At 66.0% G+C, this 24,524-nt stretch carries 21 protein-coding genes; 5 read left to right on the plus strand and 16 right to left on the minus strand.

Annotated elements, in window-relative coordinates; translation table 11 throughout:
* Positions 1–16: 16 nt before the first annotated feature.
* From tal to pgl, 5 genes are read left to right on the plus strand one after another with little or no spacing between them, the layout of a single operon-like run.
* Positions 17–1,132: a transaldolase gene (tal, locus tag U7114_RS09600; protein ID WP_157242362.1), complete on the plus strand. Its 1,116-nt coding sequence runs from the start codon at positions 17–19 to the stop codon at positions 1,130–1,132.
* Between the two features lie 6 nt (positions 1,133–1,138).
* Positions 1,139–2,773 (plus strand): glucose-6-phosphate isomerase, encoded by a 1,635-nt coding sequence (locus tag U7114_RS09605; RefSeq protein ID WP_323057188.1) that lies wholly within the window; start codon positions 1,139–1,141, stop codon positions 2,771–2,773.
* A 14-nt stretch (positions 2,774–2,787) separates the two neighbouring features.
* Positions 2,788–4,359: a glucose-6-phosphate dehydrogenase gene (gene zwf, locus U7114_RS09610; RefSeq protein ID WP_197432524.1), complete on the plus strand. Its 1,572-nt coding sequence runs from the start codon at positions 2,788–2,790 to the stop codon at positions 4,357–4,359.
* Positions 4,356–5,297, plus strand: coding sequence for a glucose-6-phosphate dehydrogenase assembly protein OpcA (locus U7114_RS09615; protein ID WP_157242364.1), 942 nt, complete (start codon positions 4,356–4,358; stop codon positions 5,295–5,297). Before zwf ends, U7114_RS09615 begins: the two co-directional genes overlap by 4 nt.
* Complete coding sequence (pgl, locus tag U7114_RS09620) at positions 5,287–6,105, plus strand: 6-phosphogluconolactonase (protein ID WP_323057189.1); 819 nt, start codon at positions 5,287–5,289, stop codon at positions 6,103–6,105. The genes U7114_RS09615 and pgl overlap by 11 nt, the downstream gene beginning before the upstream one ends.
* Here pgl and U7114_RS09625 read toward each other — a convergent pair.
* The 16 genes from U7114_RS09625 to U7114_RS09700 form a co-directional block, all read right to left on the minus strand.
* The gene (locus tag U7114_RS09625) at positions 6,058–6,447 is read right to left on the minus strand and encodes an RNA polymerase-binding protein RbpA (protein ID WP_157242365.1); all 390 of its coding nucleotides are present in this window, start codon (positions 6,445–6,447) and stop codon (positions 6,058–6,060) included. The two genes, pgl and U7114_RS09625, sit on opposite strands and share 48 nt — an antisense overlap.
* Positions 6,448–6,563: 116 nt before the next feature.
* Positions 6,564–6,821 (minus strand): preprotein translocase subunit SecG, encoded by a 258-nt coding sequence (secG, locus tag U7114_RS09630; protein ID WP_104997906.1) that lies wholly within the window; start codon positions 6,819–6,821, stop codon positions 6,564–6,566.
* Positions 6,822–6,867: 46 nt separating this feature from the next.
* The gene (tpiA, locus tag U7114_RS09635; protein WP_323057190.1) at positions 6,868–7,683 is read right to left on the minus strand and encodes a triose-phosphate isomerase; all 816 of its coding nucleotides are present in this window, start codon (positions 7,681–7,683) and stop codon (positions 6,868–6,870) included.
* Between the two features lie 95 nt (positions 7,684–7,778).
* The gene (locus U7114_RS09640) at positions 7,779–9,005 is read right to left on the minus strand and encodes a phosphoglycerate kinase (RefSeq protein ID WP_323057191.1); all 1,227 of its coding nucleotides are present in this window, start codon (positions 9,003–9,005) and stop codon (positions 7,779–7,781) included.
* 10 nt (positions 9,006–9,015) lie between these two features.
* Positions 9,016–10,026 carry a type I glyceraldehyde-3-phosphate dehydrogenase gene (gene gap, locus U7114_RS09645; RefSeq protein WP_321216181.1) on the minus strand — a complete coding sequence of 337 codons (1,011 nt, stop codon included), beginning with the start codon at positions 10,024–10,026 and terminating at the stop codon, positions 9,016–9,018.
* 262 nt (positions 10,027–10,288) lie between these two features.
* A complete protein-coding gene (locus U7114_RS09650) occupies positions 10,289–10,915 on the minus strand; it encodes a superoxide dismutase (protein ID WP_188808970.1) in 627 nt (208 codons plus the stop codon).
* A 99-nt stretch (positions 10,916–11,014) separates the two neighbouring features.
* Complete coding sequence (gene whiA / locus U7114_RS09655; protein ID WP_015937022.1) at positions 11,015–11,995, minus strand: DNA-binding protein WhiA; 981 nt, start codon at positions 11,993–11,995, stop codon at positions 11,015–11,017.
* 9 nt (positions 11,996–12,004) lie between these two features.
* Positions 12,005–13,021, minus strand: a complete 1,017-nt coding sequence (locus tag U7114_RS09660) for a uridine diphosphate-N-acetylglucosamine-binding protein YvcK (protein ID WP_321216180.1) — start codon at positions 13,019–13,021, stop codon at positions 12,005–12,007.
* Positions 13,021–13,944: an RNase adapter RapZ gene (rapZ, locus tag U7114_RS09665; protein WP_157242370.1), complete on the minus strand. Its 924-nt coding sequence runs from the start codon at positions 13,942–13,944 to the stop codon at positions 13,021–13,023. The genes U7114_RS09660 and rapZ overlap by 1 nt, the downstream gene beginning before the upstream one ends.
* Positions 13,945–14,034: 90 nt before the next feature.
* Positions 14,035–16,059: an excinuclease ABC subunit UvrC gene (uvrC, locus tag U7114_RS09670; protein ID WP_323057192.1), complete on the minus strand. Its 2,025-nt coding sequence runs from the start codon at positions 16,057–16,059 to the stop codon at positions 14,035–14,037.
* 80 nt (positions 16,060–16,139) lie between these two features.
* Positions 16,140–16,808 carry a lysophospholipid acyltransferase family protein gene (locus tag U7114_RS09675; protein ID WP_321216178.1) on the minus strand — a complete coding sequence of 223 codons (669 nt, stop codon included), beginning with the start codon at positions 16,806–16,808 and terminating at the stop codon, positions 16,140–16,142.
* Positions 16,795–17,511 carry an HAD hydrolase-like protein gene (locus tag U7114_RS09680; RefSeq protein WP_323057193.1) on the minus strand — a complete coding sequence of 239 codons (717 nt, stop codon included), beginning with the start codon at positions 17,509–17,511 and terminating at the stop codon, positions 16,795–16,797. Before U7114_RS09680 ends, U7114_RS09675 begins: the two co-directional genes overlap by 14 nt.
* 92 nt (positions 17,512–17,603) lie before the next feature.
* On the minus strand, positions 17,604–20,525 hold the full coding sequence (gene uvrA, locus U7114_RS09685) for an excinuclease ABC subunit UvrA (RefSeq protein ID WP_321216176.1): 2,922 nt from the start codon (positions 20,523–20,525) through the stop codon (positions 17,604–17,606).
* Between the two features lie 47 nt (positions 20,526–20,572).
* Positions 20,573–20,950, minus strand: coding sequence for a GntR family transcriptional regulator (locus U7114_RS09690; protein WP_157242372.1), 378 nt, complete (start codon positions 20,948–20,950; stop codon positions 20,573–20,575).
* A complete protein-coding gene (locus tag U7114_RS09695; protein WP_323057194.1) occupies positions 20,950–22,764 on the minus strand; it encodes an ABC transporter ATP-binding protein in 1,815 nt (604 codons plus the stop codon). The genes U7114_RS09690 and U7114_RS09695 overlap by 1 nt, the downstream gene beginning before the upstream one ends.
* The gene (locus U7114_RS09700) at positions 22,761–24,512 is read right to left on the minus strand and encodes an ABC transporter ATP-binding protein (protein ID WP_323057212.1); all 1,752 of its coding nucleotides are present in this window, start codon (positions 24,510–24,512) and stop codon (positions 22,761–22,763) included. The genes U7114_RS09695 and U7114_RS09700 overlap by 4 nt, the downstream gene beginning before the upstream one ends.
* Positions 24,513–24,524: the final 12 nt, after the last annotated feature.

Consider the following 24,524-nt stretch of genomic DNA (forward strand, 5'->3'; position numbering starts at 1 on the left):
CGAGGAGATAAACACCATGACTACTCCCACCCAGCAGCTCTCCGACGCCGGAGTTTCCATCTGGCTTGATGACCTTTCCCGCGGACGCCTGGAAACCGGCACCCTGGCCAAGCTCATCGAAGAGAAGAACGTGGTTGGCGTAACCACCAACCCGTCGATCTTCCACGCAGCGATCACCGCCGGCACGGACTACGACGCCACCATCGCGAAGCAGGCAGCAGCCGGCGCCAGCGTCGAGGACACCATTTTCGAGATCACCACCACCGACGTCGCCGACGCCTGCGACCTGTTCGCACCGGTCGCCGCAGCCACCAAGGGCGTGGACGGGCGGGTGTCCATCGAGGTCGACCCTCGCCTGGCCTGGGACACGGCAGGCACCATCGCGGAAGCCAAGCACCTGTACAAGCGCGTCAACAAGGACAACGTCCTCATCAAGATCCCGGCCACCCTTGAGGGCCTGGAAGCGATCACCGCCACCCTGGCCGAGGGCATCAGCGTCAACGTGACCCTGATCTTCTCGCTCGAGCGCTACCGCGCAGTCATCAACGCCTTCCAGTCCGGCCTGGAGCAGGCCAAGGAAAACGGCCACGACCTCTCCAAGATCCACTCCGTGGCTTCGTTCTTCGTTTCCCGCGTGGACTCTGAGATCGACAAGCGCCTCGACGCCCTGGGCACCGACGAAGCCAAGGCACTCAAGGGCAAGGCCGGCCTGGCCAACGCCCGCCTGGCGTACCAGGTCTACGAGGAACTCTTCGCCACTGAACGCTGGGCCCTGCTGGCCGAGGCCGGCGCCCTCCCCCAGCGCCCGCTGTGGGCCTCTACCGGCGTCAAGGATCCGGCCTACCCGGACACCCTCTACGTCACCGAGCTCGTGGCCCCGGGCGTCGTGAACACCATGCCCGAGAAGACGCTGGACGCCACGTTCGACCACGGTGTGGTCACCGGGGACACGGTCACCGGCACCTACGCCGAGGCCAATGCCACCCTGGATGCCCTTGAGAAGCTCGGCATTTCCTACAACGACGTCGTCGCAATCCTTGAATCCGAAGGCCTGGACAAGTTCGTGGCCAGCTGGAAGGAACTGCTCGGCGACGTCGAGGGCGCCCTCGCCTCCGCACGGAAGGCTTCCTAACCCACCATGAGCACACTCAGCTACGAAGCCACCGGTGCCGCACAGCAGGCACTCGAACAGCACCTTCCCGCCCTGGTGGAGGACCGGATCGCCACCCGGATCTTCGCGAAGGACCACACGCTGTGGGGTCCGGACGCCGAAGCAGAGTCGGCCATCCGCCTCGGCTGGGTTGAGGCTGCCACTGTCTCCCAGCCGCTCGTTAAAGAGATCCTCGAACTGCGCGACGCCCTCCGGGCCGAGGGTGTGACCCGCATCGTGCTTTGCGGCATGGGCGGATCGTCGCTGGCTCCGGAGGTCATCGCCGGCACCGCCGGCGTCGAGCTGACTGTGCTGGACAGCACGGACCCGGACCAGGTCCGTGCTGCCCTGGCGGACCGGCTGGCGGAAACCGCCATTGTGGTTTCCTCCAAGTCCGGCTCCACCGTTGAAACAGACTCCCAGCGGAGGGTCTTCGAAAAGGCGTTCAACGACGCCGGCATCGATGCCGCCAGCCGGATCATCATCGTCACGGACCCGGGCTCGCCCCTGGACAAGGCATCCCGCGAGTCCGGATACCGGGCCGTCTTCAACGCCGACCCCAATGTCGGCGGCCGCTTCTCCGCCCTGACTGCCTTCGGACTGGTGCCTTCGGGCCTGGCCGGGGTGGATATCCAGGCGTTTCTGGACGAGGCCGAGGAAGCGGCGGTAGTCCTGAACGAGGATGCTCCTGAAAACATCGGGCTGGCACTCGGAACCGCGCTGGGCGGAACCAGCCCGCTGCGCAACAAGATTGTCATCGCCGAGGACGGCTCCGGGATTGTTGGCTTCGCGGACTGGGCCGAGCAGCTCATCGCCGAGTCCACCGGCAAGCTCGGCACCGGCGTCCTGCCGGTGGTGGCCGGCCCCAACTCGCCCGAAGTGACTTCCGGCGCCGACGACGTTCTGGTGGTCCGGCTGGTAGCCGCCGATGCCGACGTCGAACTCGGGGACAACGAAGTGGCCATCGCCGGCGGACTTCCCACCCAGATGATGGTGTGGGAGTTTGCCACTGCCGTGGCGGGCCGCCTGCTGGGCATCAACCCCTTCGACCAGCCCGATGTCGAAGCCGCCAAGGTCGCAGCGCGCGGCCTGCTGGACGCACAGCCCGAGCCCACGCCCGCAGCTTTCATTGACGGCTCCATCGAGGTGCGCGGCGGAGACTGGCTTGGCAGCGCGGCAACGGCGGAAGAGGCAGTGCGCGCACTGTTGGATACCCTCCAGCCGGACAGCTACCTCAGCGTCCAGGCCTACTTCGACCGCCTTGCGTTCGCGCAGCTCGAAGGCGTCCGCGACGAGCTCGCAGCCGTCACCGGCCGGCCCGTGACATTCGGCTGGGGACCGCGCTTCCTGCACTCCACCGGGCAGTTCCACAAGGGCGGGCCGGCCATCGGTGTGTTCCTCCAGGTCACCGCGGCTTCAGCGGAAGACGTCGCCATCCCGGAGCGTCCCTTCACCTTCGGGGAACTCATTGCCGCCCAGGCAGCCGGCGACGCGCAGGTCCTGGAAGGGCATGGCCGGCCCGTGCTGCGCCTGCACCTGACCGACCGTGCCGCCGGTGTGGCACAGTTGCAGGACATTATTGCTGCGCTGTCCGCCAGGTCAGCCTCCGTTACCGAAAGCTAAGGCACAGAAGCAACATGCCAGAAACTGAATACGGCAGGACGCCCGGGACGCGTTCCGGGAGAACGCTGCGGAACCCGCTGCGCGACCCGCGTGACCGCCGCCTGAACCGGATCGCCGGCCCGTCATCGCTGGTGCTCTTCGGAGTGACCGGCGACCTCGCCCGCAAGAAGCTCATGCCGGCCGTGTACGACCTCGCCAACCGCGGGCTCCTGCCGCCCAGCTTCGCGTTGGTGGGTTTCGGACGCCGGGAATGGACTGATGAGGATTTCGCCGGTCAGGTGAAGGCTTCCGTGCAGTCCTATGCGCGCACGCCTTTTGATGAGGCGGTGTGGAACCAGCTTTCCGAGGGCATCCGTTTTGTCCAGGGAGAGTTCGACGACGACGACGCCTTCGAGCGGCTGGGTGAAGTCATCGATGAGCTTGATGAGCTGCGCGGTACCCGCGGCAACCACGCGTTCTACCTCTCGATTCCGCCCAAGGCCTTCGAGCAGGTATGCCGGCAGCTGTCCAAGCACGGCCTGGCACAGGCTGAGGGTGACAAGTGGCGCCGCGTGGTGATCGAGAAGCCGTTCGGGCACGACCTCGAGTCTGCCCGGCAGCTGAATGACATCGTGGAATCGGTGTTCCCGCCGGACGCCGTGTTCCGGATCGACCACTACCTGGGCAAGGAGACGGTCCAGAACATCCTGGCGCTGCGCTTCGCGAACCAGTTGTTTGAGCCTTTGTGGAACGCGAACTATGTGGACCACGTCCAGATCACCATGGCCGAAGACATCGGCACCGGCGGCCGGGCGGGCTATTACGACGGCGTGGGAGCAGCCCGCGACGTCATCCAGAACCACCTGCTGCAGCTGCTGGCGCTGACCGCGATGGAGGAGCCCATCTCCTTCAACGCCGATCACCTGCGCGCCGAGAAGGAAAAGGTCCTCGCCGCCGTCAAGCTCCCGGACGACCTCTCCACGCACTCGGCGCGCGGCCAGTTCACCGGCGGATGGCAGGGTGGCGAACAGGTCCAGGGCTACCTGGAGGAGGAAGGCATCCCGGCCGATTCCACCACCGAGACCTTCGCCGCGATCCGGGTGGACATCCACACCCGCCGCTGGTCCGGCGTCCCGTTCTACCTCCGCGCCGGAAAGCGCCTGGGCCGCCGCGTCACAGAGATCGCCGTGGTCTTCAAGCGTGCGCCCAACCTGCTGTTCCGCGACCACGCCGAGGACGACTTCGGACAGAACGCCGTGGTGATCCGCGTCCAGCCTGATGAAGGCGTGACCATCCGGTTCGGTTCCAAGGTTCCCGGCACGCAGATGGAAGTCCGGGACGTGACCATGGACTTCGGTTATGGCCACTCCTTCACCGAATCCAGCCCGGAGGCGTACGAGCGGCTGATCCTGGACGTGCTCCTGGGCGAGCCGCCGCTCTTCCCGCGGCATGAGGAAGTGGAGCTGTCCTGGAAGATCCTCGACCCGTTCGAGGAATACTGGGCCACCCTGGACGAACAGCCCGAACCCTACGCCCCGGGCAGCTGGGGCCCCGCCTCGGCTGACGAGCTGCTGGCCCGCGACGGACGAACCTGGAGAAGGCCATGATTGTAGACCTGCCGGACACCACAACCTCCGCTGTCTCCAAGAAGATCATGTCCCTGCGCGAGCAGGGCGGCGTGATTGCCCTGGGCCGGGTGCTCACCCTCGTGGTGGTCACCAAGTCCGGGCTTGAGGAAGAGGCTATCGAGGCAGCCAACGAGGCCAGCCGCGAGCACCCTTGCCGGATCATCGTCCTGGCCGACGCCGGGGCGACGGCGCCTGATCGCCTGGACGCCCAGATCCGGGTCGGCGGTGACGCCGGCGCATCCGAGGTGATCGTACTGCGCGGCTACGGCGAGCTCGCGCACGAAAGCGAATCCCTGGTAGCCGCGCTGCTCCTCCCGGACGCACCGATCGTGGCCTGGTGGCCGCACGGCGCGCCGAAAAACGCGTGCGAAACCTCCATCGGGAGAATCGCCCACCGCCGGATCACCGACTCCGCGAATGAGCCGGATCCACAGCGTGCGCTGGAGAACATCCGGTCCACCTACAAGGCCGGAGACACGGACCTCGCCTGGACGCGCCTGACCAACTGGCGGATCCAGCTCGCGGCCGTCCTGGACCAGGTGGACTCTTCCCCCGTCACGGCCGTCGCGGTCGAAGGGGCCTCGGACTCCCCGAGCACCATCCTGCTGGCAGCCTGGCTGACGCTTACCCTGGACGCGCCCGTGACCATCGTCGCCGACCCGGCCGGTACGGGCATCCGCCGGGTCCGGCTTTCCCGGCCCGGTGGCGACATCCAGCTCTTCCGGCCCGGCCTGTCCGTCGCCGAACTAACGCAGCCCGGCCAGCCCGCCCAGCGCATCTCGCTGCCCCGGCGCAGCCTGCGTGACTGCCTTGCCGAGGAACTGCGGCGCCTGGACCCGGACGAGGTGTTTGGGGAAGTGATTACTATGGGACTGCCACGAACCAATCTAAGGAGCGTCCGACCCAGTGAGCGTTGACCCAAGAGTAAGCATTCATCCTGATTCGTCCGTCCTGATGGCCGCGATCGCGGCCCGCCTGATCACCAAGCTCGTTGATGTGCAGGACAAGTTCGGCGAGGCCACCGTGGTGCTGACCGGGGGAACCGTGGGTATCGGCACGCTAAAGGCTGTTGCTGACTCCCCGGCTGCCCCGGCGGTCGATTGGTCAAAGGTGAATTTCTGGTGGGGCGACGAGCGCTTCCTCCCCGCCGGGGACCCGGAACGGAATACGAAGCAGGCGTCCGACGCCCTGCTGTCGCACATCCCCGTGGACCCTGAACGGATCCACGAACCGGGGTCCGCGGATGACTTCGGCACTCCGGAAGAAGCCGCCGAGGATTACGCCCGGCGGTTGCGGGAAGCTGCAGCCGCCGAGCACGCTGCCGACATGTCCGACGACCGGCCGGAGGAGCCGTCCGCGCTGCCGCGCCTGGACGTCGTCCTGCTGGGCGTCGGTCCGGATGCGCACGTCGCGTCGCTGTTCCCGGAGCAGGCCGGCATCCGCGAAAAGGAACGCACTGTGGTGGGAGTCAGGAACTCGCCAAAACCGCCGCCCCTGCGGGTATCCCTGACGCTGCCGGCCATTAATACGGCCTCCGAGGTGTGGATGGTGGTGGCGGGCGAGGACAAGGCCGGCGCCGTGGGCCTGGCACTGGCAGGCGCCAACCCCGTCCAGGTCCCGGCCGCAGGACCACGGGGGACGTCCCGGACCCTGTGGCTTATCGACGAAAACGCGGCCTCACGTGTCCCCCAGCAGCTCGTCCGGAAGGACGCCGCGGGCGCGTAGTTTTTCCAGCGCTCCGGCCAGGACATCTTCGGCGTCCTGGTCGGAGCGCCGCTCTTTAACGTACTCAAGGTGGCTTTTATAGCCGTCGTCCAAGGCGTCGGCGGCCGCTGCCTCGCCATCCCGGGATGCCGGGCCGCCGCACTTCCGGCAGTCCCAGACGAGCGGAATCTGGTCCTCGGGGAGTTTGAGAAATACCGGGGTGGTTTCGTGGCCCTTCGCGCACCAGTACGAGACCCGGATGCGCGGCAGCGGCTTCCCATGGTCCTCCGACTCGAAGCTGAAACCCGTTCCTTCCGTGACGCCCGCGCGGGTGCCCCGGAAGCCTGACGACGGATGAATCATCGGGACTCCTGCCTGCTTAAACAGAACTGTGGCTGTCGGGAACCGACAGCCACAGTTTAGTTGGCAGACCTGTGCAGCGGCAGTTTCCGCCACGGCACTTTTCGCTCATTAGGTAGTCAGGAGTCCCCGCCGCCGCTGAACCGCATGATCAGTCCCAGCGCGATGATGACGATGCCCCACGTCACGCCAAGCACCACCGTGAACCTGTTCAGGTTGCGTTCGGCGACGCCCGACGAGCTGAGGCCTGAGCTCATGCCGCCGCCGAACATGTCTGACATCCCGCCGCCCCTGCCCTTGTGAAGGAGGATGAGCAGCGTCAGCAGGAGGCTGGTGATGCCTAGGAGGATCTGCAGAATGACATGAAGAACGTCCACGACGGCCTTTCCGGAAGTTGGGGATTGCGGGAGTTGGGCGGACGGACTAGTCCGTCACCAAGTGACTCTCGAACCTGACAATATTAGCAAACTCGGCAGGATCCAAGCTTGCCCCGCCCACGAGCAGGCCGTCCACGTCGCGTTCCTTGAGGATTGCGGCGGCGTTGTTGGCCTTGACCGAGCCGCCGTAGAGCAGCCGCGTCCTGGCGGCAACATCGGCGCCGAACAGCGTCCCGAGCTCAGCGCGGATGGCGGCGCACATCTCCTGGGCGTCCTCCGGTCCGGCTACTTCACCGGTGCCGATGGCCCAGACGGGTTCGTAGGCGACGACCAGTTCGGCGGCCTGCTCGCCGCTAAGCCCCGCAACGCCGGCCCGAAGCTGCTCCAGGGTGTGGCTGACGTGGGTGCCGGCCTGGCGGATCTCCAGGCCTTCACCGACGCAGAGCACGGGCGTGATGCCGTGCTTGAAGGCGGCCTTGACCTTGGCGTTGAGGACGTCGTCGGTTTCGTTGTGGATGGTGCGGCGTTCGCTGTGGCCCACCAGGACGTACTTGCAGCCCAGTTTGTTAAGGAACTGGCCCGAGGTGTCTCCGGTGTACGCTCCCGAATCGAACTGGGAGAGGTCCTGCCCGCCGTAGGCAATGTCCAGGTCGTCGCCCTGGACAAGGGTCTGGACGCCGCGGAGATCCGTGAACGGGGGGAAGACAGCAACTTCGACCCGGCTGTAGTCGTGCTTGGCGTCCGAGAGGGTCCAGGCGAGCTTCTGCAGGAGGGTGATGCCCTGCACGTGGTCCATGTTCATTTTCCAGTTGCCCGCGATGAAGGGCTTGCGGTCGAAAGCGCCGTTCGTTGACGTAGTCACGTATTCTCCAAAAAGTTCTAGATATGTGTTCGGCCGGCAGGCTGCCGCGGGGCAACCTGCCGGCCGGAGGGACAGGTACTGCTGCCGGAAAGGCGTTAGCGGTCGAGGACGCTGAGCCCCGGGAGTTCCTTGCCTTCGAGGTATTCCAGGCTTGCGCCTCCACCAGTGGAGATGTGTCCGAACTGGTCGTCAGCGAAGCCAAGCGTGCGTACGGCCGCAGCAGAGTCGCCGCCGCCCACCACGGTGAACGCTTCGGTCTCAGTCAGCGCCTGGGCGATGGCACGTGTCCCGGCGGAGAACGCTTCGAACTCGAACACCCCCATCGGACCGTTCCAGAAGACCGTCTTGGCACCCTTGATCCGCTCGGCAAATGCTGCGGCGGACTCGGGGCCGATGTCCAGGCCGATGCCCTGGGCACCGAAGCTGCTGCCTTCGATGTTGTCCGCGGGGACAGTCTCATGGGCGGCATCGGCGGCGAACTTCTCCGCCACCACGACGTCCGTGGGCACCACGAATTCGGTGCCGGCGCCTGCCGCACGCTTGAGGTAGTCCTGGACCACCGGGATCTGGTCTTCCTCGAGCAGGCTGGAGGCAACCTTGTGCCCGGCCGCGGCGAGGAACGTGAACAGCATTCCGCCGCCCACCAGGATGGTGTCGGCCTTGCCCAGCAGGTTTTCGATGACTGCCAGCTTGTCGGAGACCTTGGAACCGCCGAGCACCACCACATAGGGGCGCTGCGTGTCGGCCGTCAGCTTGCGCAGGACCTCCACCTCGGTGTGCACGAGGTCGCCAAGGTAGGACGGAAGCCGGGTGGCGACGTCGTACACGCTGGCGTGCTTGCGGTGCACCGCTCCGAAGGCATCGTCCACATAGGCGCCGTTGCCGCCAGTCAGGGCAACCAGCTCGTCAGCGAAGGCGCCGCGCTCGGCGTCGTCCTTGCTGGTTTCGCGGGCATCGAAGCGGACGTTCTCCAGGACAAGCACTTCGCCGTCCTGCAGGGAGGCTGCTGCTTCCTTGGCGGCACTGCCCACGGTGTCCGCGGCAAGGGTGGCTTTGAAGCCGGCCAGCTCCGCCAGGCGGGTTACTGCGGGCCGAAGGGAGTACTTGTCCTCAGGAGCGCCCTTGGGGCGTCCGAGGTGGGCTGTTACCAGCACGCGGGCACCGGCGTCCGTGAGCTTTGACAGCACTGGCAGGGAGGCCTTGATGCGGCCATCATCAGTGACTGTAGAGCCGTCGAGCGGCACATTCAGGTCACTTCGAACCAGAATGTACCGCCCGCGGACACCTTCAGCGATCAGTTCGTTGAGGGTGTGAGATGTCATGTGTCTAACCCTAGCCCAGCTTGGATGCGACAAGCTCCGTAAGGTCTACGAGGCGGTTGGAGTAGCCCCATTCGTTGTCATACCAGGAAACAACCTTGACCTGGTTGCCGATGACCTTGGTCAGGCCGGAGTCGAAGATGGAGGATGCGGGGTCGCCCACGATGTCGGAGGACACGATGGGCTCGTCCGTGTAGGTCAGGAATCCCTGCAGTTCCTCGGATTCGGCGGCGCGCTTGAGGGCTGCGTTGACTTCCTCCACGGTGGTCTCGCGGGAGACGGTGACGGTGAGGTCGGTGGCGGAGCCGGTGGGGACCGGGACGCGGATGGCGTAGCCGTCCAGCTTGCCCTTGAGCTCGGGCAGCACCAGGCCGATGGCCTTGGCCGCACCGGTGGACGTGGGAACCATGTTGATGGCCGCGGCGCGCGCACGGCGCAGGTCGCTGTGCGGGCCGTCTTGCAGGTTCTGGTCCGCGGTGTAGGCGTGCACGGTGGTCATGAGGCCGCGCTCGATGCCGAACTCGTCGTTGATGACCTTGGCCAGCGGGCCGAGGCAGTTGGTGGTGCAGGAAGCGTTGGAGATGATGTGGTGCGTCGCGTTGTCGTACAGGCCGTGGTTTACGCCCATCACGATGGTGATGTCCTCGTCGGACGCCGGGGCGGAGATCAGGACCTTCTTGGCGCCTGCATCAATGTGCTTCTGTGCAGCGGCGGCCTTGGTGAAGAAGCCGGTGGACTCGATGACGATGTCAACGCCCAGTTCCCCCCACGGGAGGTTGGCGGGATCGCGCTCGGCGAGGACCTTGACGACGTTGCCGTTGACGACGATGTTGCCGTCCTTGACCTCGATGGTTTCCTTCAGGCGGCCGCCGACGGAGTCGTACTTGAAGAGGTGCGCGAGTGCTTCGGGGCTGGTGAGGTCGTTGACTGCAACGATCTCCAGGTCCGCGCCCTGTGCGAGTGCTGCGCGGAAGTAGTTGCGGCCAATACGGCCAAAGCCGTTGATACCAATACGGGTCGTCACTTGTTCAGTCTCCTTGGTGCTTTCAGAAGCACAACTAGTTGAGCGGGCTATCAAGCCAACTAACAGATCCCGCACGCCATTGGGCAGAGATGATTTACATACGGAGGGCGACCAGCCTCATTGCTGAAGGCTAACCGCCTTCCGTGACCTATCTTACGTTTAACTGGGTCCGCCCCCGCAAGTGCGGGGGCGGACCGTCCACATCCCGGCCGTCATATGTCCGAAATGTGAAGTTTGTTACACCGCGGTGCGGCGGTGTTCACTACGGGAGGGTGATGAGCCCCGTGGCGTTGGTGCGCGCAGCCTCAAACCGCTTGGCGACGTCGGCCCAGTTCACGATGTTCCAGAACGCCTTGACGTAGTCGGCCTTTACGTTGACGTAGTCCAGGTAGAAGGCGTGCTCCCACATGTCCAGCATCAGCAGCGGGGTGGTGCCGAGCGCAACGTTGCCCTGCTGGTCGTACAGCTGCTCGATGACCAGGTTGCCGCCGATGGGCTCGTAGGCGAGGAAACCCCAGCCGGAGCCCTGCAGGCCCAGTGCCGCAGCGGAGAACTGCGCGCGGAACGCGTCGAACGAGCCGAACGCGTCATCGATGGCCGCAGCGAGTTCACCCTCGGGCTTGTCGCCGCCGTCCGGGGAGAGGTTGTTCCAGAAGACGGAGTGGTTGACGTGGCCGCCGGTGTGGAAGGCGAGGTCCTTGGAGAGCCGGTTGATGTTGGCGAAGTCGCCCTTCTCCCGGGCTTCGGCCAGCTGGGCCAGGGCGTTGTTGGCGCCGGCCACGTAGGCTGCGTGGTGCTTGCTGTGGTGCAGCTCCATGATCCGCGCGGAAATGTGCGGCTCCAGGGCGGCGTAATCGTAGCTGAGTTCGGGCAATACGTACTCGGTCACAAAATCCTCCAATATCGTGGACATTCGGTCCGGTTGGTAACTCTCGGATTATGCATCCGGGCGGCTGGCGCCCGGAATCTTTTTGATTCTATGGGGCTGTCACTCGTCCAGCATTTCAGGCGTCACATTGGCGTCCGTCCCGGGGATGCCCAGGTCCAGCGCACGTTTGTCCGCCATGGCCAGCAACCGGCGGATCCTTCCGGCAATCGCGTCCTTGGTCATCACCGGGTCCGCCAGGCGGCCGAGCTCGTCCAGGCTGGCCTGCTTGTGCGCCACCCGCAGTTCGCCGGCGTACTTCAGGTGGTCCGGCACGTCGTCGCCGAGGATTTCCAGGGCCCGGTCCACGCGCGCCCCTGCTGCCACGGCGGCCTGGGCGGAGCGGCGCAGGTTGGCGTCGTCGAAGTTGGCCAGGCGGTTGGCGGTGGCACGCACCTCCTTGCGCATCCGCCGTTCCTCCCACACCATCAGGGCGTCATGGGCACCCATGCGGGTCAGCAGCGCCGCAATGGTGTCGCCGTCCCGGATGACCACCCGGTCCACGCCGCGGACTTCGCGGGCCTTGGCCTGGATGTCCAACCGGCGCGCCGCCCCCACGAGCGCCAGGGCCGATTCCGGTCCGGGGCAGGTGACTTCCAGCGACGATGAGCGCCCCGGCTCGGTCAGCGAGCCGTGCGCCAGGAAAGCCCCTCGCCACACCGCTTCGGCGTCGGCCGCTGAGCCGTTGACGACGGCGGACGGCAGCCCGCGCACGGGGCGGCCGCGGCCGTCGAGGAGGCCTGTCTGGCGGGCCAGCGCCTCGCCGTCACGCACCACCCGGACCACGTAGCGGCTGGCGCGCCGCAGTCCCCCGGCAGAGACGACGATGATTTCGCTCTGGTGGCCGTAGACTTCGGCGATCGCTGCCCGGAGGCGCCGTGCGGTGGACGCCAGGTCCACCTCGGCCTCGATGACGATCCGGCCGGAGATGATGTGCAGCCCGCCCGCGAAGCGGAGCATGGCGGATACCTCGGCCTTGCGTACTGATGATTTTTTGATGTCCAGACGGGACAGTTCTTCTTTGACCGATGCTGTCAGTGCCATGGCACCTTCCTAACTGTTCCCAAAAACGTCGTGGTACGCCGTCGCCAGACGCAGGGGGTCGTGGACGGGACGGCGGCCCGACGCCCCTACTTTACCCAAGACCACCTCGGCGCCGATCATCCCGGCGGCTTTCTCGAATTCCTGCCGGTCAGGGACAGAGGCGGGATCTGCCAGGACAACGTCCACGCTGAACCCGGGGGCATATCTTCGCAGCACGTCAAGGTGGTCCGCGGCGGTCATGCCGGACGTTTCCTTGGTATCCGTGGCCAGGTTCATGGTGAGGCAGCGCTTCGCCGGCGTCTGGCACAGTGCTTCCCGCATCTCGGGCAGGAGGAGGTGCGGCAGCACGGAGGTGTACCAGGAGCCGGGCCCCAGGATGACCCAGTCCGCGAGCTCGATCGCGGTAAGTGCCTCAACGCAGGCGGGGGCGGCTCCGGGCAGGAGCCGCACCTCCTCCAGGGATCCCGCCACCGCGCAGCGCGCCTGGCCCCGGATGGTGTGCAGGGCGGAGCCGCCGTCAGGGGCGGTGATCCGGACGTCACCTTCGATGGTGAGCGGCACGGTGGACATGGGCAGGACCTGGCCGCGTGCTCCAAGGAGCGCGCCTGCCCACTTGAGCCCGGCGACGGCGTCGCCCAGCAGTTCCCAGAGGGTGACGATCAGCAGGTTGCCCATGGCATGTTCGTCCAGGGAGCCGCCCGGGCCCTTGCCGGGACGGAACCGGTGCTGCATGACGTCCCGCCAGGTGCGTCCCCAGTCAGTGTCGTCACACAGGGCGGCCAACGCCATGCGCAGGTCCCCCGGCGGCAGGACACCGTACTCCTCGCGCAGGCGCCCGGACGAGCCGCCGTCGTCCGCTACCGTCACCACCGCCGTCAGGTCCGAAGTGAGGAGGCGCAGCGCGGACAGCGACGCCGACAGGCCGTGGCCGCCGCCCAGGGCAACTACCTTGGGGCCTTTGTTTTGCTGGCCGCCCGCTGCTCCGGCGGGCGGAACCAGCGGCAGGGCCCCGGTGAAAAGCGACATTACTCCCGGCCCAGATCCCGGTGCGTGGTGGTCACCGTGACTCTGGGGAACTGTGCCAGTTTCTTGGAAAGCTCGACGGCGACGGCCACTGAACGGTGCTTCCCGCCCGTGCAGCCCACGGCGATGGTGGCGTAGTGCTTGTTCTCGCGGCGGTAACCGTCCAGGACGGGCTCGAGGGCCATGACGTAGCGGTCCACGAAGTTCTTGACCCCTTCCGCCTCCAGGACGTAGTCGCTGACATCCTTGTCCAGCCCGGTGTGCGGGCGCAGCTGGGGCACCCAGTGCGGGTTGGGGATGAACCGGACGTCCGCAACGTAGTTGGCGTCAACGGGCAGGCCGTACTTGAAGCCGAAGCTCATGACGTTCAGCCGCAGGGCCACGGGCCCCGTTTCACTGAAGAGTTCGGTGATGGCGGTGGCAAGGCCGTGGACGTTGTAGCCGGAGGTGTCCAGGACGACGTCTGAGCTGTCGCGCAGTTCCTGGAGCAACTCCCGTTCGGCGGCAATGCCGTCGAGGATACGGCCGCCGCCCTGCAGCGGATGCGGCCGGCGTCCCTGCTCGAACCGCCTGACCAGGACGTTGTCGCTGGCGTCCAGGAAGAGCACCCGGAAAGCCACTCCGCTGGAGGCCAATGCTCCCAGCGCGGCCCGGATGTCGGCGAACAGGCCCTTGCTGCGGACGTCGATGACCACCGCCAGCCGCGGAATGGACTGCGGGGCGTGGGACACAAGGTCGGCCAAGGTTCCGAGCATCTGCGGCGGAAGGTTCTCCACGACATACCAGCCGTGGTCCTCCAGCGCATCGGCAGCCGTGCTCCGCCCGGCTCCGGACATTCCGGTGACCACCAGCAGCTCCGCTTCGAGGGGCTTGACGGGCTGCAGCCCGTCCTCCCCGGCCCCGGATTCCGCCGTCGTCTCTGCCATTAAGTCCGCCCCGTTCCTGTTGTTGTCCTGCAGGCTGCCGCGTTGGCGGAAACCCCGTTCATTACCCTAGCCAAGTTTCAGGGGACTCCGCTAAGTTTCAATGATTTCGCCGGTGGTCATGTTGATGGCAGGGACAGCCGCAGCTTCCGGTCCGTCCGGCGCGAAGTGGTTCACGATCGCGCCGGCAAGGGCAGGGCCGATGCCCTTCGCCTGGGACAGCTCAGCCGCCGAGGCGGCCTTGACGCCCTTCACGGAACCAAAGTGGGCCAGCAGGGCTTTCCGTTTGGAGGCACCCAGTCCCGGTACACCATCCAGGGCGGACACGGTCATGGCCTTCCCCCGCTTTTGCCGGTGGAAGGAAATGGCGAAGCGGTGGGCTTCGTCACGGATCCGCTGCAGCAGGTACAGCCCCTGGGACGTCCTGGGGAGGATGACCGGGAAGTCGCTGTCCGGCAGCCACACTTCCTCGAGCCGCTTGGCCAGGCCCACCACGTAGACGTCGTCAATGCCGAGATCGGCGAGGGCACGGGCTGCAGCATTGACCTGGGGCTTGCCGCCGTCCACCACCACCAGGTTGGGCGGGTAGGCGAACCTGGCCCGCGGTGCAGGCGTGGTGGTATCCAGCAGGCCGGCCCGCGCTTCCTGTTCCTGTCCAGGCCCCTCTTCGGCCTCCGCCGGGACGCCGGCCAGGGCAGCCTCACCCACCTGCGCGGACTTGTCCTGCAGGTAGTGGCGGAACCGGCGGGTGAGGACGTCATGCATCGCGGCGGTGTCGTCCGCCGCTGCCGGTCCGGTGACGGAGAATTTCCGGTAGTCCGCTTTCTTGGGCAGCCCGTCCTCCACCACCACCATGGAGGCCACCACGTTGGTGCCCTGGACGTGCGAGACGTCGAAGCACTCGATCCGCAGCAGCGGCACCGGCAGGTCCAGCGCCTCCTGGAGCTCCTGCAATGCCTGCGACCTCACGGTGAGATCCCCCGCGCGCCGGGTCTTGTGAAGCTTCAGGGCATGCTCGGCATTTTCGCGCACCGTGGACATCAACGCGGCCTTGTCCCCGCGCTGCGGGACCCGGATATCAACCTTTGCCCCGCGCAGTCCGCCCAGCCACAGCGCCAGTTCCTCGGTATTGCTGGGGGCGACGGGCACCAGGACCTCGCGCGGCAGCCTGCCATGGCTATCGCCGTCCTCGCCGTACACCTGTTGCAGGAGGTGCTCCACGAGGTCCGGGGTGGTGGAATCCTCCACCTTTTCAACTACCCAGCCACGCTGGCCGCGGATGCGGCCGCCGCGGACATGGAACACCTGGACCGCAGCTTCCAGTTCGTCTTCGTGCAGGGCGAAAATGTCGGCGTCGGTGTCCTCCGCGAGGACCACGGCGTTGCGCTCAAAGACTTTCCGCAAGGCGGTGATGTCATCGCGGACCCGGGCAGCACGCTCGTAGTCAAGCTCGGCTACTGCTTCCGCCATCTGCTTTTCCAGCTTCGCGATGAAGCGCTTGGCCTCGCCGCCCATAAAGGCGCAGAAGTCCTCAGCGAGTGCCCGGTGGTCTTCCGGGGAGATCCTTCCCACGCATGGGGCAGAGCATTTATCGATATAGCCCAGGAGGCAGGGCCGGCCGCTGGCCTCGGCGCGCTTGAACACCCCGGCGCTGCAGCTGCGGACCGGAAAGACTCGCAACAGGGTATCCATGGTCTCCCGGATGGCGCCTGCCGTGTAGGGGCCAAAGTAGCGGGTGCCCTTCCGCTTGTCGCCGCGCATCACCTGGACGCGCGGATACTTCTCGCCGACAGTGACGGCCAGGTAGGGGTAGGTCTTATCGTCACGGAACACCACGTTGAACCGCGGCTTGAATTCCTTGATCCAGGTGTATTCCAGCTGCAGCGACTCGAGTTCGCTGCCCACCACCGTCCACTCGACGCTGCTGGCGGCGTGGACCATGGCGTAGGTCTTGGGCAGCAGGCCGGCAGGGTTGGCAAAGTAGGAGTTCAGGCGGGAACGGAGGCTCTTGGCCTTGCCGACATAGATGACGCGGCCGTGCGCATCACGGAAGCGGTACACCCCCGGGTTGGTGGGAATCTCCCCCGTCTTGGGCCGGTAACTTGCTGGATTTGCCACCTATCCAGTCTACTGAGGCGCGCCGGGTGCCTTTGCCACCCGGCGGTCCTCGCGGCCCTTAAATCCGGCTGGAACCGGGGTTATTCCGTGGCCTTGCTCTGGTTGTAACTGGTGGAGCGTTCCTGTCCGCTGAGTTCGGCAATGGCGTCCATGATGCGGTCAGTCACTGCCCGCCGGGCCGGCAGCGAATGGTCCGGCCCGGTCTTGTCGAAGTACAGCGGCTCCCCCACTTTCATGGTGAAATGCTGCGGGCGTACCCCGCTCTCACCGGCGCGCTGGAGGTTTTCCGTACCGATAAGTCCAACGGGAATCACCGGTGCCCCTGTGGTGAGCGCCAGCCATCCCACGCCGGTGCGTCCCCGGTAGAGGATGCCGTCACGGGAGCGGGTGCCTTCCGGATAGATGCCGATTCCCTTGCCGGATTCCAGGATGTCCAGCAGCGTCTTGAGTGCCTGGACACTTGCGGCCTGCTCACCCCGCTCCACGGGAATGGAACCCACGGACTCGAAAAAGGCCTTCATGACCTTGCCCTTGACGCCTCCGGTTGTGAAGTATTCGGCCTTCGCGAAGAAGGCAACGGGGCGCGGCATCAGGGCCTGGACGATCACGCTGTCGAAGAATGACAGATGGTTCGGGGCGACGATGAACGGCCCGTCGGCAGGAACGTTTTCAAGGCCGACGACGGTGGGCCGGCAGGTGCTCGAGATCAGGCTGCGCGTGGTCCAGCGGACAGCATCAAACATTGCCATCGTTGGTCACCTCCCCCAGGGCCGCGGAGTGGATGGCCTGCATCTGCCGGAGAAGCTCCACCAGGCCCTCCGCGGTTTCCACCACGGCCACCGCACCGGCCTCCTCCAGCTCGCCGTCGGGCGCAAATCCCCAAGCCACGCCGATGCAGTCCAGGCCGTTGGCGATGGCCCCTGAAACATCCTGTGCCCGGTCCCCCACCATCACGGCATGCTGCGTGTTCAAGTCCTTCAATGCAGCGGCGATGATCCCTGTCTTGCCGAGCGGAACCCCCTGCACCGCGCTTTCGTCATCCTCGGAGCCGTGGATGCCGTGGAACAACCCGTCGATTCCATGGTGTGCCAGCACAGTGCGGGCAAGGCGCTGCGGCTTCTGGGTGGCAACAGCCACCGGGAGCCCGGCTTCCGCGAAGGACTCCAGGACTTCACGGACGCCCGGGTAGATCCGGCCCTGCGCGATCCCGGTGGCGACGTAGTACTCGCGGTACAGGCGGATGACATCGTCCAGCAGGTCCGCCGGCACGTTGGCCACATTCAGCAGGGAATCGCTGAGTTTCGGGCCGATCATCGCGTGGAGCAGGTCCTGCCCGGGAACGGGAAGCCCCATGGCGTTCAGGGCAAAGGAGATTCCGTCTGTTATTCCCCCGGCCGGATCGACAAGAGTGCCGTCCAGGTCAAAGATCACGGGCACTGTTGTTTGAGTCACCGGGTTAGTTTCTCACGACACCACTCATGCCTGAAACTCGCATACGCGTAGCGGCATACATTTGGATTACGTCAGGAGACCTCGCCGCGCTTCTACAGGATTTCAGCGAGGAACGCGGCTGTGTGGCTGGCAGTGGACTTGGCCAGCTCCTCCGGCGTTCCTGATGCCACGATCTGGCCGCCGCCGGAACCGCCGTCCGGCCCGAGGTCCACGATCCAGTCCGCGCTCTTGATGACGTCCAGGTTGTGTTCGATGGTGATCACGGTGTTGCCTTTGTCCACCAGCCCCTGCAGGACCATCAGCAGCTTGCGGATGTCCTCGAAGTGGAGCCCCGTGGTGGGCTCGTCCAGCACGTAGACGCTGCGCCCGTTGGACCGCTTCTGGAGTTCGGCGGCCAGCTTCACGCGCTGCGCCTCGCCGCCGGACAGCGTGGTGGCCGGCTGGCCCAGGCGGACGTAGCCCAGGCCAACGTCCACGAGGGTGTTGAGGTGCCGGGCGATGGGCGAGAAGGCAGCGAAGAACTCGGCGCCTTCCTCGATGGGCATGTTCAGCACGTCCGCGATGGTCTTGCCCTTGTAGTGCACCTCGAGCGTCTCCCGGTTGTACCGCGCACCATGGCACACCTCGCAGGGGACGTAGACGTCGGGCAGGAAGTTCATCTCGATCTTCAGCGTTCCGTCACCCGAGCACGCTTCGCAGCGGCCGCCCTTGACGTTGAACGAGAACCGGCCGGGCAGGTACCCGCGCACCTTCGCCTCAGTGGTTTCCGCGAACAGCTTGCGGATGTTGTCGAACACCCCCGTGTAGGTGGCGGGGTTGGAACGGGGGGTGCGCCCGATAGGGCTCTGGTCCACGTGGACCACCTTGTCCAGGTGCTCCAGGCCCTGGACGGTTTTGTGCCGGCCGGCTACCTGCTTGGCGCCGTTGAGCTTGTTGGCCAGCACCTTATAGAGGATCTCGTTGACCAGCGTGGACTTGCCGGAGCCGCTCACCCCGGTGACCGCGGTGAAGAGCCCCAGCGGGAACGCCGCGTCCACGTTCAGGAGGTTGTTCTCCCTCGCGCCCACCACCTTCAGCTCACGCTTTTTGTCGTACTTGCGGCGTTTCTTCGGGACTTCGATCTTCTTGCGCCCGGACAGGTAGTCGCCGGTGAGGGATGCGGTGTTCTCCAGCAGGTCCTTGTAGGAGCCGGAGTGGACCACCTGGCCGCCGTGCTCGCCCGCGCCGGGTCCGATGTCCACGATCCAGTCAGCCACGTGGATGGTGTCTTCGTCGTGCTCAACGACGATGAGCGTATTGCCCATGTCGCGGAGCCGGGTCAGGGTGTCGATCAGCCGCCGGTTGTCGCGCTGGTGCAGCCCGATGGACGGTTCGTCCAGCACATACAGGACACCCACCAGGCCCGAGCCGATCTGGGTGGCAAGGCGGATGCGCTGGGCCTCACCGCCGGAGAGGGTGGCGGACGGACGCTCAAGGTTCAGGTATTCCAGCCCGACGTCGAGCAGGAAGGTCAGCCGGGCCTGGATCTCCTTGAGCACCTGGTGGGCAATCTGCGCTTCCCGGCCCGTCAGGACAAGGTTGTTCAGGAACGCGGCGCAGTCACGCATGGGCAGGGCGGCGACGTCGGCAATGGACTTGCCGTTGATCAGCACCGACAGGGAGGCCGGGTTGAGGCGCGCCCCGTTGCAGGCCGGGCAGGGAATCTGCCGCATGTACTCTTCGTAGCGGTCGCGGGCCCAGTCGGAGTCCGTTTCGCCGTGCTTGCGGTGGACGTACTGGATGGCGCCTTCGAATCCGGTACTGTACTTCCGTTCCCGGCCGAAGCGGTTGCGGTACTGCACCACAACCTTGTGGTCCTTGCCGTGCAGCACGGTCTGGCGCACGTCCTTGCCCAGCTTCTCCCACGGCGTGTCCATGGAGAAGCCGAGTTCCTTGGCGAGGCCCTCCAGGAGCCTGTTCCAGTACTCAGTGGTGGCCGTGCCAAGCGACCACGGGGCGATGGCTCCCTCGGCCAGCGAAAGTTCCGGGTTGGGAACGATGAGTTCCTCGTCCACCTCCAGCTTGGTGCCGATGCCGCTGCAGGCCGCGCAGGCGCCGAAGGGGTTGTTGAACGAGAAGGACCTGGGCTCGATCTCGTCGATGGCAAGCGGGTGCTCGTTGGGGCAGGCCAGGTTTTCGGAGAAGGCCCGCAGCCGGCCGGGATCGTCCGCTTCAAGGTCCACGAACTCGGCAAGGACGCGGCCCTCGGCCAGGCCCAGCGCGGTCTCAATGGAGTCGGTGAGCCGCTGGCTGATGCCTTCCTTGACCACCAGCCTGTCCACCACCACCTCGATGGTGTGCTTGAACTGCTTGCCCAGCTTGGGCGGGTCGCTCAGCTGGACCAGGTTCCCGTCAACGCGTGCACGGGAGTAGCCCTTTGCGGTCAGTTCCTTGAAGAGGTCAACGAATTCGCCTTTGCGTCCACGCACCACCGGGGCCAGGACCTGGAAGCGGGTACCCTGGTCAAGCTCCAGCAGCTGGTCAACGATCTGCTGGGGAGTCTGCTTGGCCACCGGCTCGCCGCACACGGGGCAGTGGGGCCGGCCCACACGGGCCCAGAGCAGGCGCATGTAGTCGTAGATTTCGGTGATGGTGCCCACCGTGGAACGGGGGTTCTTGCTGGTGGACTTCTGGTCGATGGAGACCGCCGGCGACAGTCCCTCAATGAAGTCGACGTCCGGCTTGTCCACCTGGCCCAGGAACTGGCGCGCGTAGGCGGACAGCGATTCCACGTAGCGCCGTTGGCCCTCTGCGAAGATGGTGTCGAAAGCCAGGGAGGACTTCCCGGATCCTGACAGCCCGGTGAAGACGATCATCGCATCCCGGGGCAGGTCGAGGTCCACATTCCGCAGGTTGTGCTCCCGCGCGCCTTTGACGACCAGGCGGGAGAGGTCCGGACGGTGTGGTGCGGCGGCGGGTGCTGCTGCGACGGAAACGGGGTGGACGGCTGTTTCTTCGGCTACGGCTTTAGGCACTCCACTATGCTAATCGAAAACTTCTTCGAACATCCACGCGGGGGCGGTCAGCCGGCGTCGTAGGCGGCGGCCAGCAGCTTCACCGCCTCGGCGAACGTGGCGCCCTGCGCTTTGGCCGCGGCAGCGTAGGCTGCTGCGGCGGCTGAGAGCCCGCCGAGACGTTCGTCACGTGCGCACACCGTTGTTCCGTTCCTGCCGTGGGTGGCAACGATTCCGGCGGCTTCGAGCTCCTTGTAGGCGCGGGCCACTGTATGCGGAGCCACATCCAGGCGCTCGGCCAGGGCCCTGACGGCGGGCAGCCGGGTCCCCGGCGGGAGGGCTCCGTTGTCCACCTGGTGGATGACCTGGAGCCGCAGCTGTTCAAACAGCGCCACGGAACTGGCAGTGTTCGGTTTCCATGTTCCGGGGAAGCCGGATGCGGGCATCAAAGGCCGGCCTCAAGGGCGTCCGCACGGCCGGGCCGGACGGAGAATTGTGCGTTGTGAAGCCGGGCGTAGTAGCTGTTGGCGGACAGAAGGCTTCGGTGTGTGCCCTGCTCGACAATGCGGCCGTGATCCATGACCAGAATTAGATCAGCGTTGCGGACGGTGGACAAACGGTGGGCTATCACGAAGCTCGTCCTGCCCTGCCGCAGGCGCTGCATTGCCTGGCGGATGAGCAGTTCGGTCCGGGAGTCGACCGAGCTGGTGGCCTCGTCCAGGATCAGGACAGCCCTGCCGGCCAGTTGTGCCCGGGCTATGGTGACCAGTTGCCGTTGGCCCTGGCTGAGGGGTTCCCCGCCGTTTTCCAGGACGGTGTCATAGCCGTCGGGCAGTGCCCTGACGAACCGTTCGACGTAAGTGGCCTCGGCGGCCGCCCTGATGCAGGCGTCCGTGGCGTCCGGCCGGCCGTAGGCAATGTTTTCCCTGATGGTGCCGGCGAAGAGCCACGCGTCCTGGAGCACCACCCCGAACTGCTCCCGGAGGCGGTCCCGGGGGATCCCGGCAATGTCCTGTCCTCCCATGGTTATGCGGCCCGATCCGGGCCCGTAGAACCTCATCAGGAGGTTCACCACAGTCGTCTTCCCTGCACCGGTGTGCCCCACAATCGCTACGGTCTGGCCAGGCTCGACGGAGAAGGAAAGGTTGCGCACCGCCGGGGCTGATTCCGGGTATCCGAAAGTCACGTCGTCAAAGACGATCCGGCCGCCGGCCAGGGCCGCGGTGGATCCCGCGGACGGCTCCGCGGGATCCTCCTCCGTGTCCAGGAGGTCGAAAACACGTGCAGCGGACGCGGCGCAGGACTGGATGAGGTTGAGCATCCCGCCGATTTGGCCCACCGGCTGGCTAAAGAGCCTGCTGAACTGGATGAACGCCTGGATCCCGCCGATGGTCATGGCGCCGGCAAGGACCTGGAGCGCGCCCACCACGGCCACGGCGATGTAATTGAGGTTGGACATCAGCACCATCAGGGGCTGGACCACACCGGCTGAATACTGGGCCCTGGTAGCTGCGCGCGCCAGCCGGCCGTTGCTTCCGGCGAATATTTCGGCGGCCTTGTCCTGGTGTCCGAAGGCTTTGATCACCTCGTGTCCGGTTATGAGCTCCTCCACGTGCGCGTTCAACTGGCCGGTTTCGGTCCACTGCCTCGCGAAGTGCGCCTGCGAACGCCGGGCCACGAGCACGGTGATCAGGGTGGACAGCGGAACAGTCGCCACCGCGATTGCGGCGAGCAGCGGCGAGATCCAGAGCATCATTGCCAGGGACCCGCAGAGCATGAGGAAGGACATGATCAGCTGGGTGAGGAGCTGGTTCAGGGCCTGGGCGATGTTGTCGATGTCATTGGTGGCGCGGCTCAGGACATCGCCCCGGGAGCGTTCCTGGAAATAGGTGGAGGGCAGGCGGTGGAGTTTGTCCTCGAGCGAGGCCCGCAAGTTGTACATGAGCCCCTGCACCGACCGGGCTGTCAGCGCTCCCTGGATCCAGTTGAACAGCGAGGCCAGGACGTACATCAGCGCCACCCCCGCCAGCAACAGGCCAAGCCGCCCCTGGTCAAGGGATCCCAGCACGACGCCGTCCACCACCACATCGGTGGCGTCGCCGAGGTATTTCGGCGCGGCCACGTTGAGCCCCGCAAAGGTGCAGGTAGCCACCACGGCGCCCACCATGAAGCGCCTGAACGGGAGGAGCAGGCCCAGAAGCCGTCCAGTTGTTGGCCAAAACCTCCCTGGCACCCCTGGGGCAACGGCCGGAAGCGTCATGACCGGCCCTCCAGGGCCAACTGCGAGTCCGCGATCTCCCGGTACGTGGGGGAAATCTCAAGCAGTTCGGCGTGCGTCCCCTGCGCCACCAGGCGCCCGCCGTCCAAGACCAAAATGCGGTCTGCGCTTTCCACTGCGGCAATCCGTTCCGCCACCACTATCACTGTGCTGGAGGCAAGTTCCGCGGCCAGCGCCTGCCTCAACCTCGCGTCCGTGTCGTAGTCCAGCGCCGAGAAGCTGTCATCAAGAAGGTACAGCGGCACCTTCCTCAGCAGCGCGCGGGTGATGCACAAACGTTGCCTTTGTCCCCCGGACAGGTTGGTCCCGCCCTGGCCAACGGGGGTGGCAAGCCCCAACGGCAGCACGCTCATGAACCGCATGGTCTGGGCCGTCTCGAGGGCGCGCCAAAGCTCGGCGTCCGATGCGTCCGGTGCTGCCATCCGGAGGTTATCCGCGATGGTCCCCGAAAACAGGTGGGACTGCTGGGGGACTATGGACATGGCGGCACGAAGGGTGTCGAGCCGCAGCTCCCGGATGTCCGCGCCGTCGAGGGTGATGGTTCCTGCCGTCGGGTCGAGGAATCGCGGAATGAGGTTCAGCAGCGTGGACTTTCCGCTGCCAGTGGACCCCACGATGGCGGTGGTAGTGCCCGGAACGGCTGTGAAGCTGATGTCCGCGAGGACGGGGGCTTCCGCTCCGGGATAGGAAAAACCCACGCCCTTGAACTGGAGAACCCCCTGCCTGGCCGACGGATGCTGCGCGCCGCCCGCCGGCGCGGGAAGCAACAGACTGGGTTGCTGCGGGTCGCGCACGGAGGGTTCGGTATCAAGTACGGCGCCGATGCGCTCCGCGCACACTGCAGCCCGGGGCGCCGTCATAAGCACGTACATGGCCATCATGATGGCCAGGAGGATTTGCAGGATGTAGGCAATGAACGCGGCCAACGCCCCGATGTTCATCAGTCCGGCCTGGATCCGCTGCCCGCCGAACCAGACAACGGCCACGGAGGAAAGGTTCACCACCAGCATGACCAGAGGCAGCATTCCTGCCACCAGCAGCGCCGACTGGAGGTTGTTGGCCGTCAGGATGCTGTTGATCCGGGCGAAGCGCCGGACTTCGTGGTCCTGGCGGACAAAGGCCCGGATGACGTTGGCGCCCATGATCTGCTCGCGGAGGATGCCCCCTGCACGGTCGAGGTGTTCCTGCCCTTCGCGGTACAGCGGGATGAGGCGGCCCACGATGAGGTACATGATGATCAGGAGCAGGGGCACAATGACGATCACAACCGCGGACAGCGGCAGGTCCTGCTGGAGTGCCAGGACAATGCCGCCCAGGCCCATGGCCGGGCCGGCAACCAGCATGGTGAACACGAGGACCGCGAACGCCTGGATCTGCTGGGTGTCGTTGGTGGCCCGGGTGGCCAGGCTCTGGGTTCCGAAGGCCGCCACCTCCCGGGAGGACAATGACTGGATCTTGGTGAAGATCTCCGCCCGCAGCTGGTGCCCGATCCTCATGGCCGCCACAGCGGCGAGGTACCCCGCGGCGATGGCGGCAACGGCCTGGATTACCGCCAGCACCGCCATGGTGATTCCCAGGCGCGGGATGACTGTGTGGTTTCCGGCAACGATGCCGTCATCGATGATTGCTGCGTTGACCGTGGGCAGCAGCAGGGTGGCCGCAGCCTGGACCAGCTGGAGGACTACGATGGCAGCCACATGGGCTTTGTGGCCCCCAAGCAGCCGGCTCATCAGTCCGATCAG

Origin of the sequence: Pseudarthrobacter sp. C1, assembly GCF_034720455.1 — a bacterium.
Lineage (GTDB): Bacteria > Actinomycetota > Actinomycetes > Actinomycetales > Micrococcaceae > Arthrobacter.

Coding starts and splice junctions, on each gene's coding strand:
- U7114_RS09660 (WP_321216180.1), bottom strand. CDS start 13,021: ATGTCGCTTTTCACCGGGGCCCTGCCGCTGGTTCCGCCCGCCGGAGCA.
- U7114_RS09675 (WP_321216178.1), bottom strand. CDS start 16,808: ATGGCAATGTTTGATGCTGTCCGCTGGACCACGCGCAGCCTGATCTCG.
- tal (WP_157242362.1), top strand. CDS start 17: ATGACTACTCCCACCCAGCAGCTCTCCGACGCCGGAGTTTCCATCTGG.
- U7114_RS09615 (WP_157242364.1), top strand. CDS start 4,356: ATGATTGTAGACCTGCCGGACACCACAACCTCCGCTGTCTCCAAGAAG.
- whiA (WP_015937022.1), bottom strand. CDS start 11,995: ATGGCACTGACAGCATCGGTCAAAGAAGAACTGTCCCGTCTGGACATC.
- U7114_RS09695 (WP_323057194.1), bottom strand. CDS start 22,764: ATGACGCTTCCGGCCGTTGCCCCAGGGGTGCCAGGGAGGTTTTGGCCA.
- U7114_RS09640 (WP_323057191.1), bottom strand. CDS start 9,005: ATGACATCTCACACCCTCAACGAACTGATCGCTGAAGGTGTCCGCGGG.
- U7114_RS09625 (WP_157242365.1), bottom strand. CDS start 6,447: ATGATTCATCCGTCGTCAGGCTTCCGGGGCACCCGCGCGGGCGTCACG.
- rapZ (WP_157242370.1), bottom strand. CDS start 13,944: ATGGCAGAGACGACGGCGGAATCCGGGGCCGGGGAGGACGGGCTGCAG.
- zwf (WP_197432524.1), top strand. CDS start 2,788: ATGCCAGAAACTGAATACGGCAGGACGCCCGGGACGCGTTCCGGGAGA.
- U7114_RS09690 (WP_157242372.1), bottom strand. CDS start 20,950: ATGCCCGCATCCGGCTTCCCCGGAACATGGAAACCGAACACTGCCAGT.
- U7114_RS09700 (WP_323057212.1), bottom strand. CDS start 24,512: ATGAGCCGGCTGCTTGGGGGCCACAAAGCCCATGTGGCTGCCATCGTA.
- U7114_RS09605 (WP_323057188.1), top strand. CDS start 1,139: ATGAGCACACTCAGCTACGAAGCCACCGGTGCCGCACAGCAGGCACTC.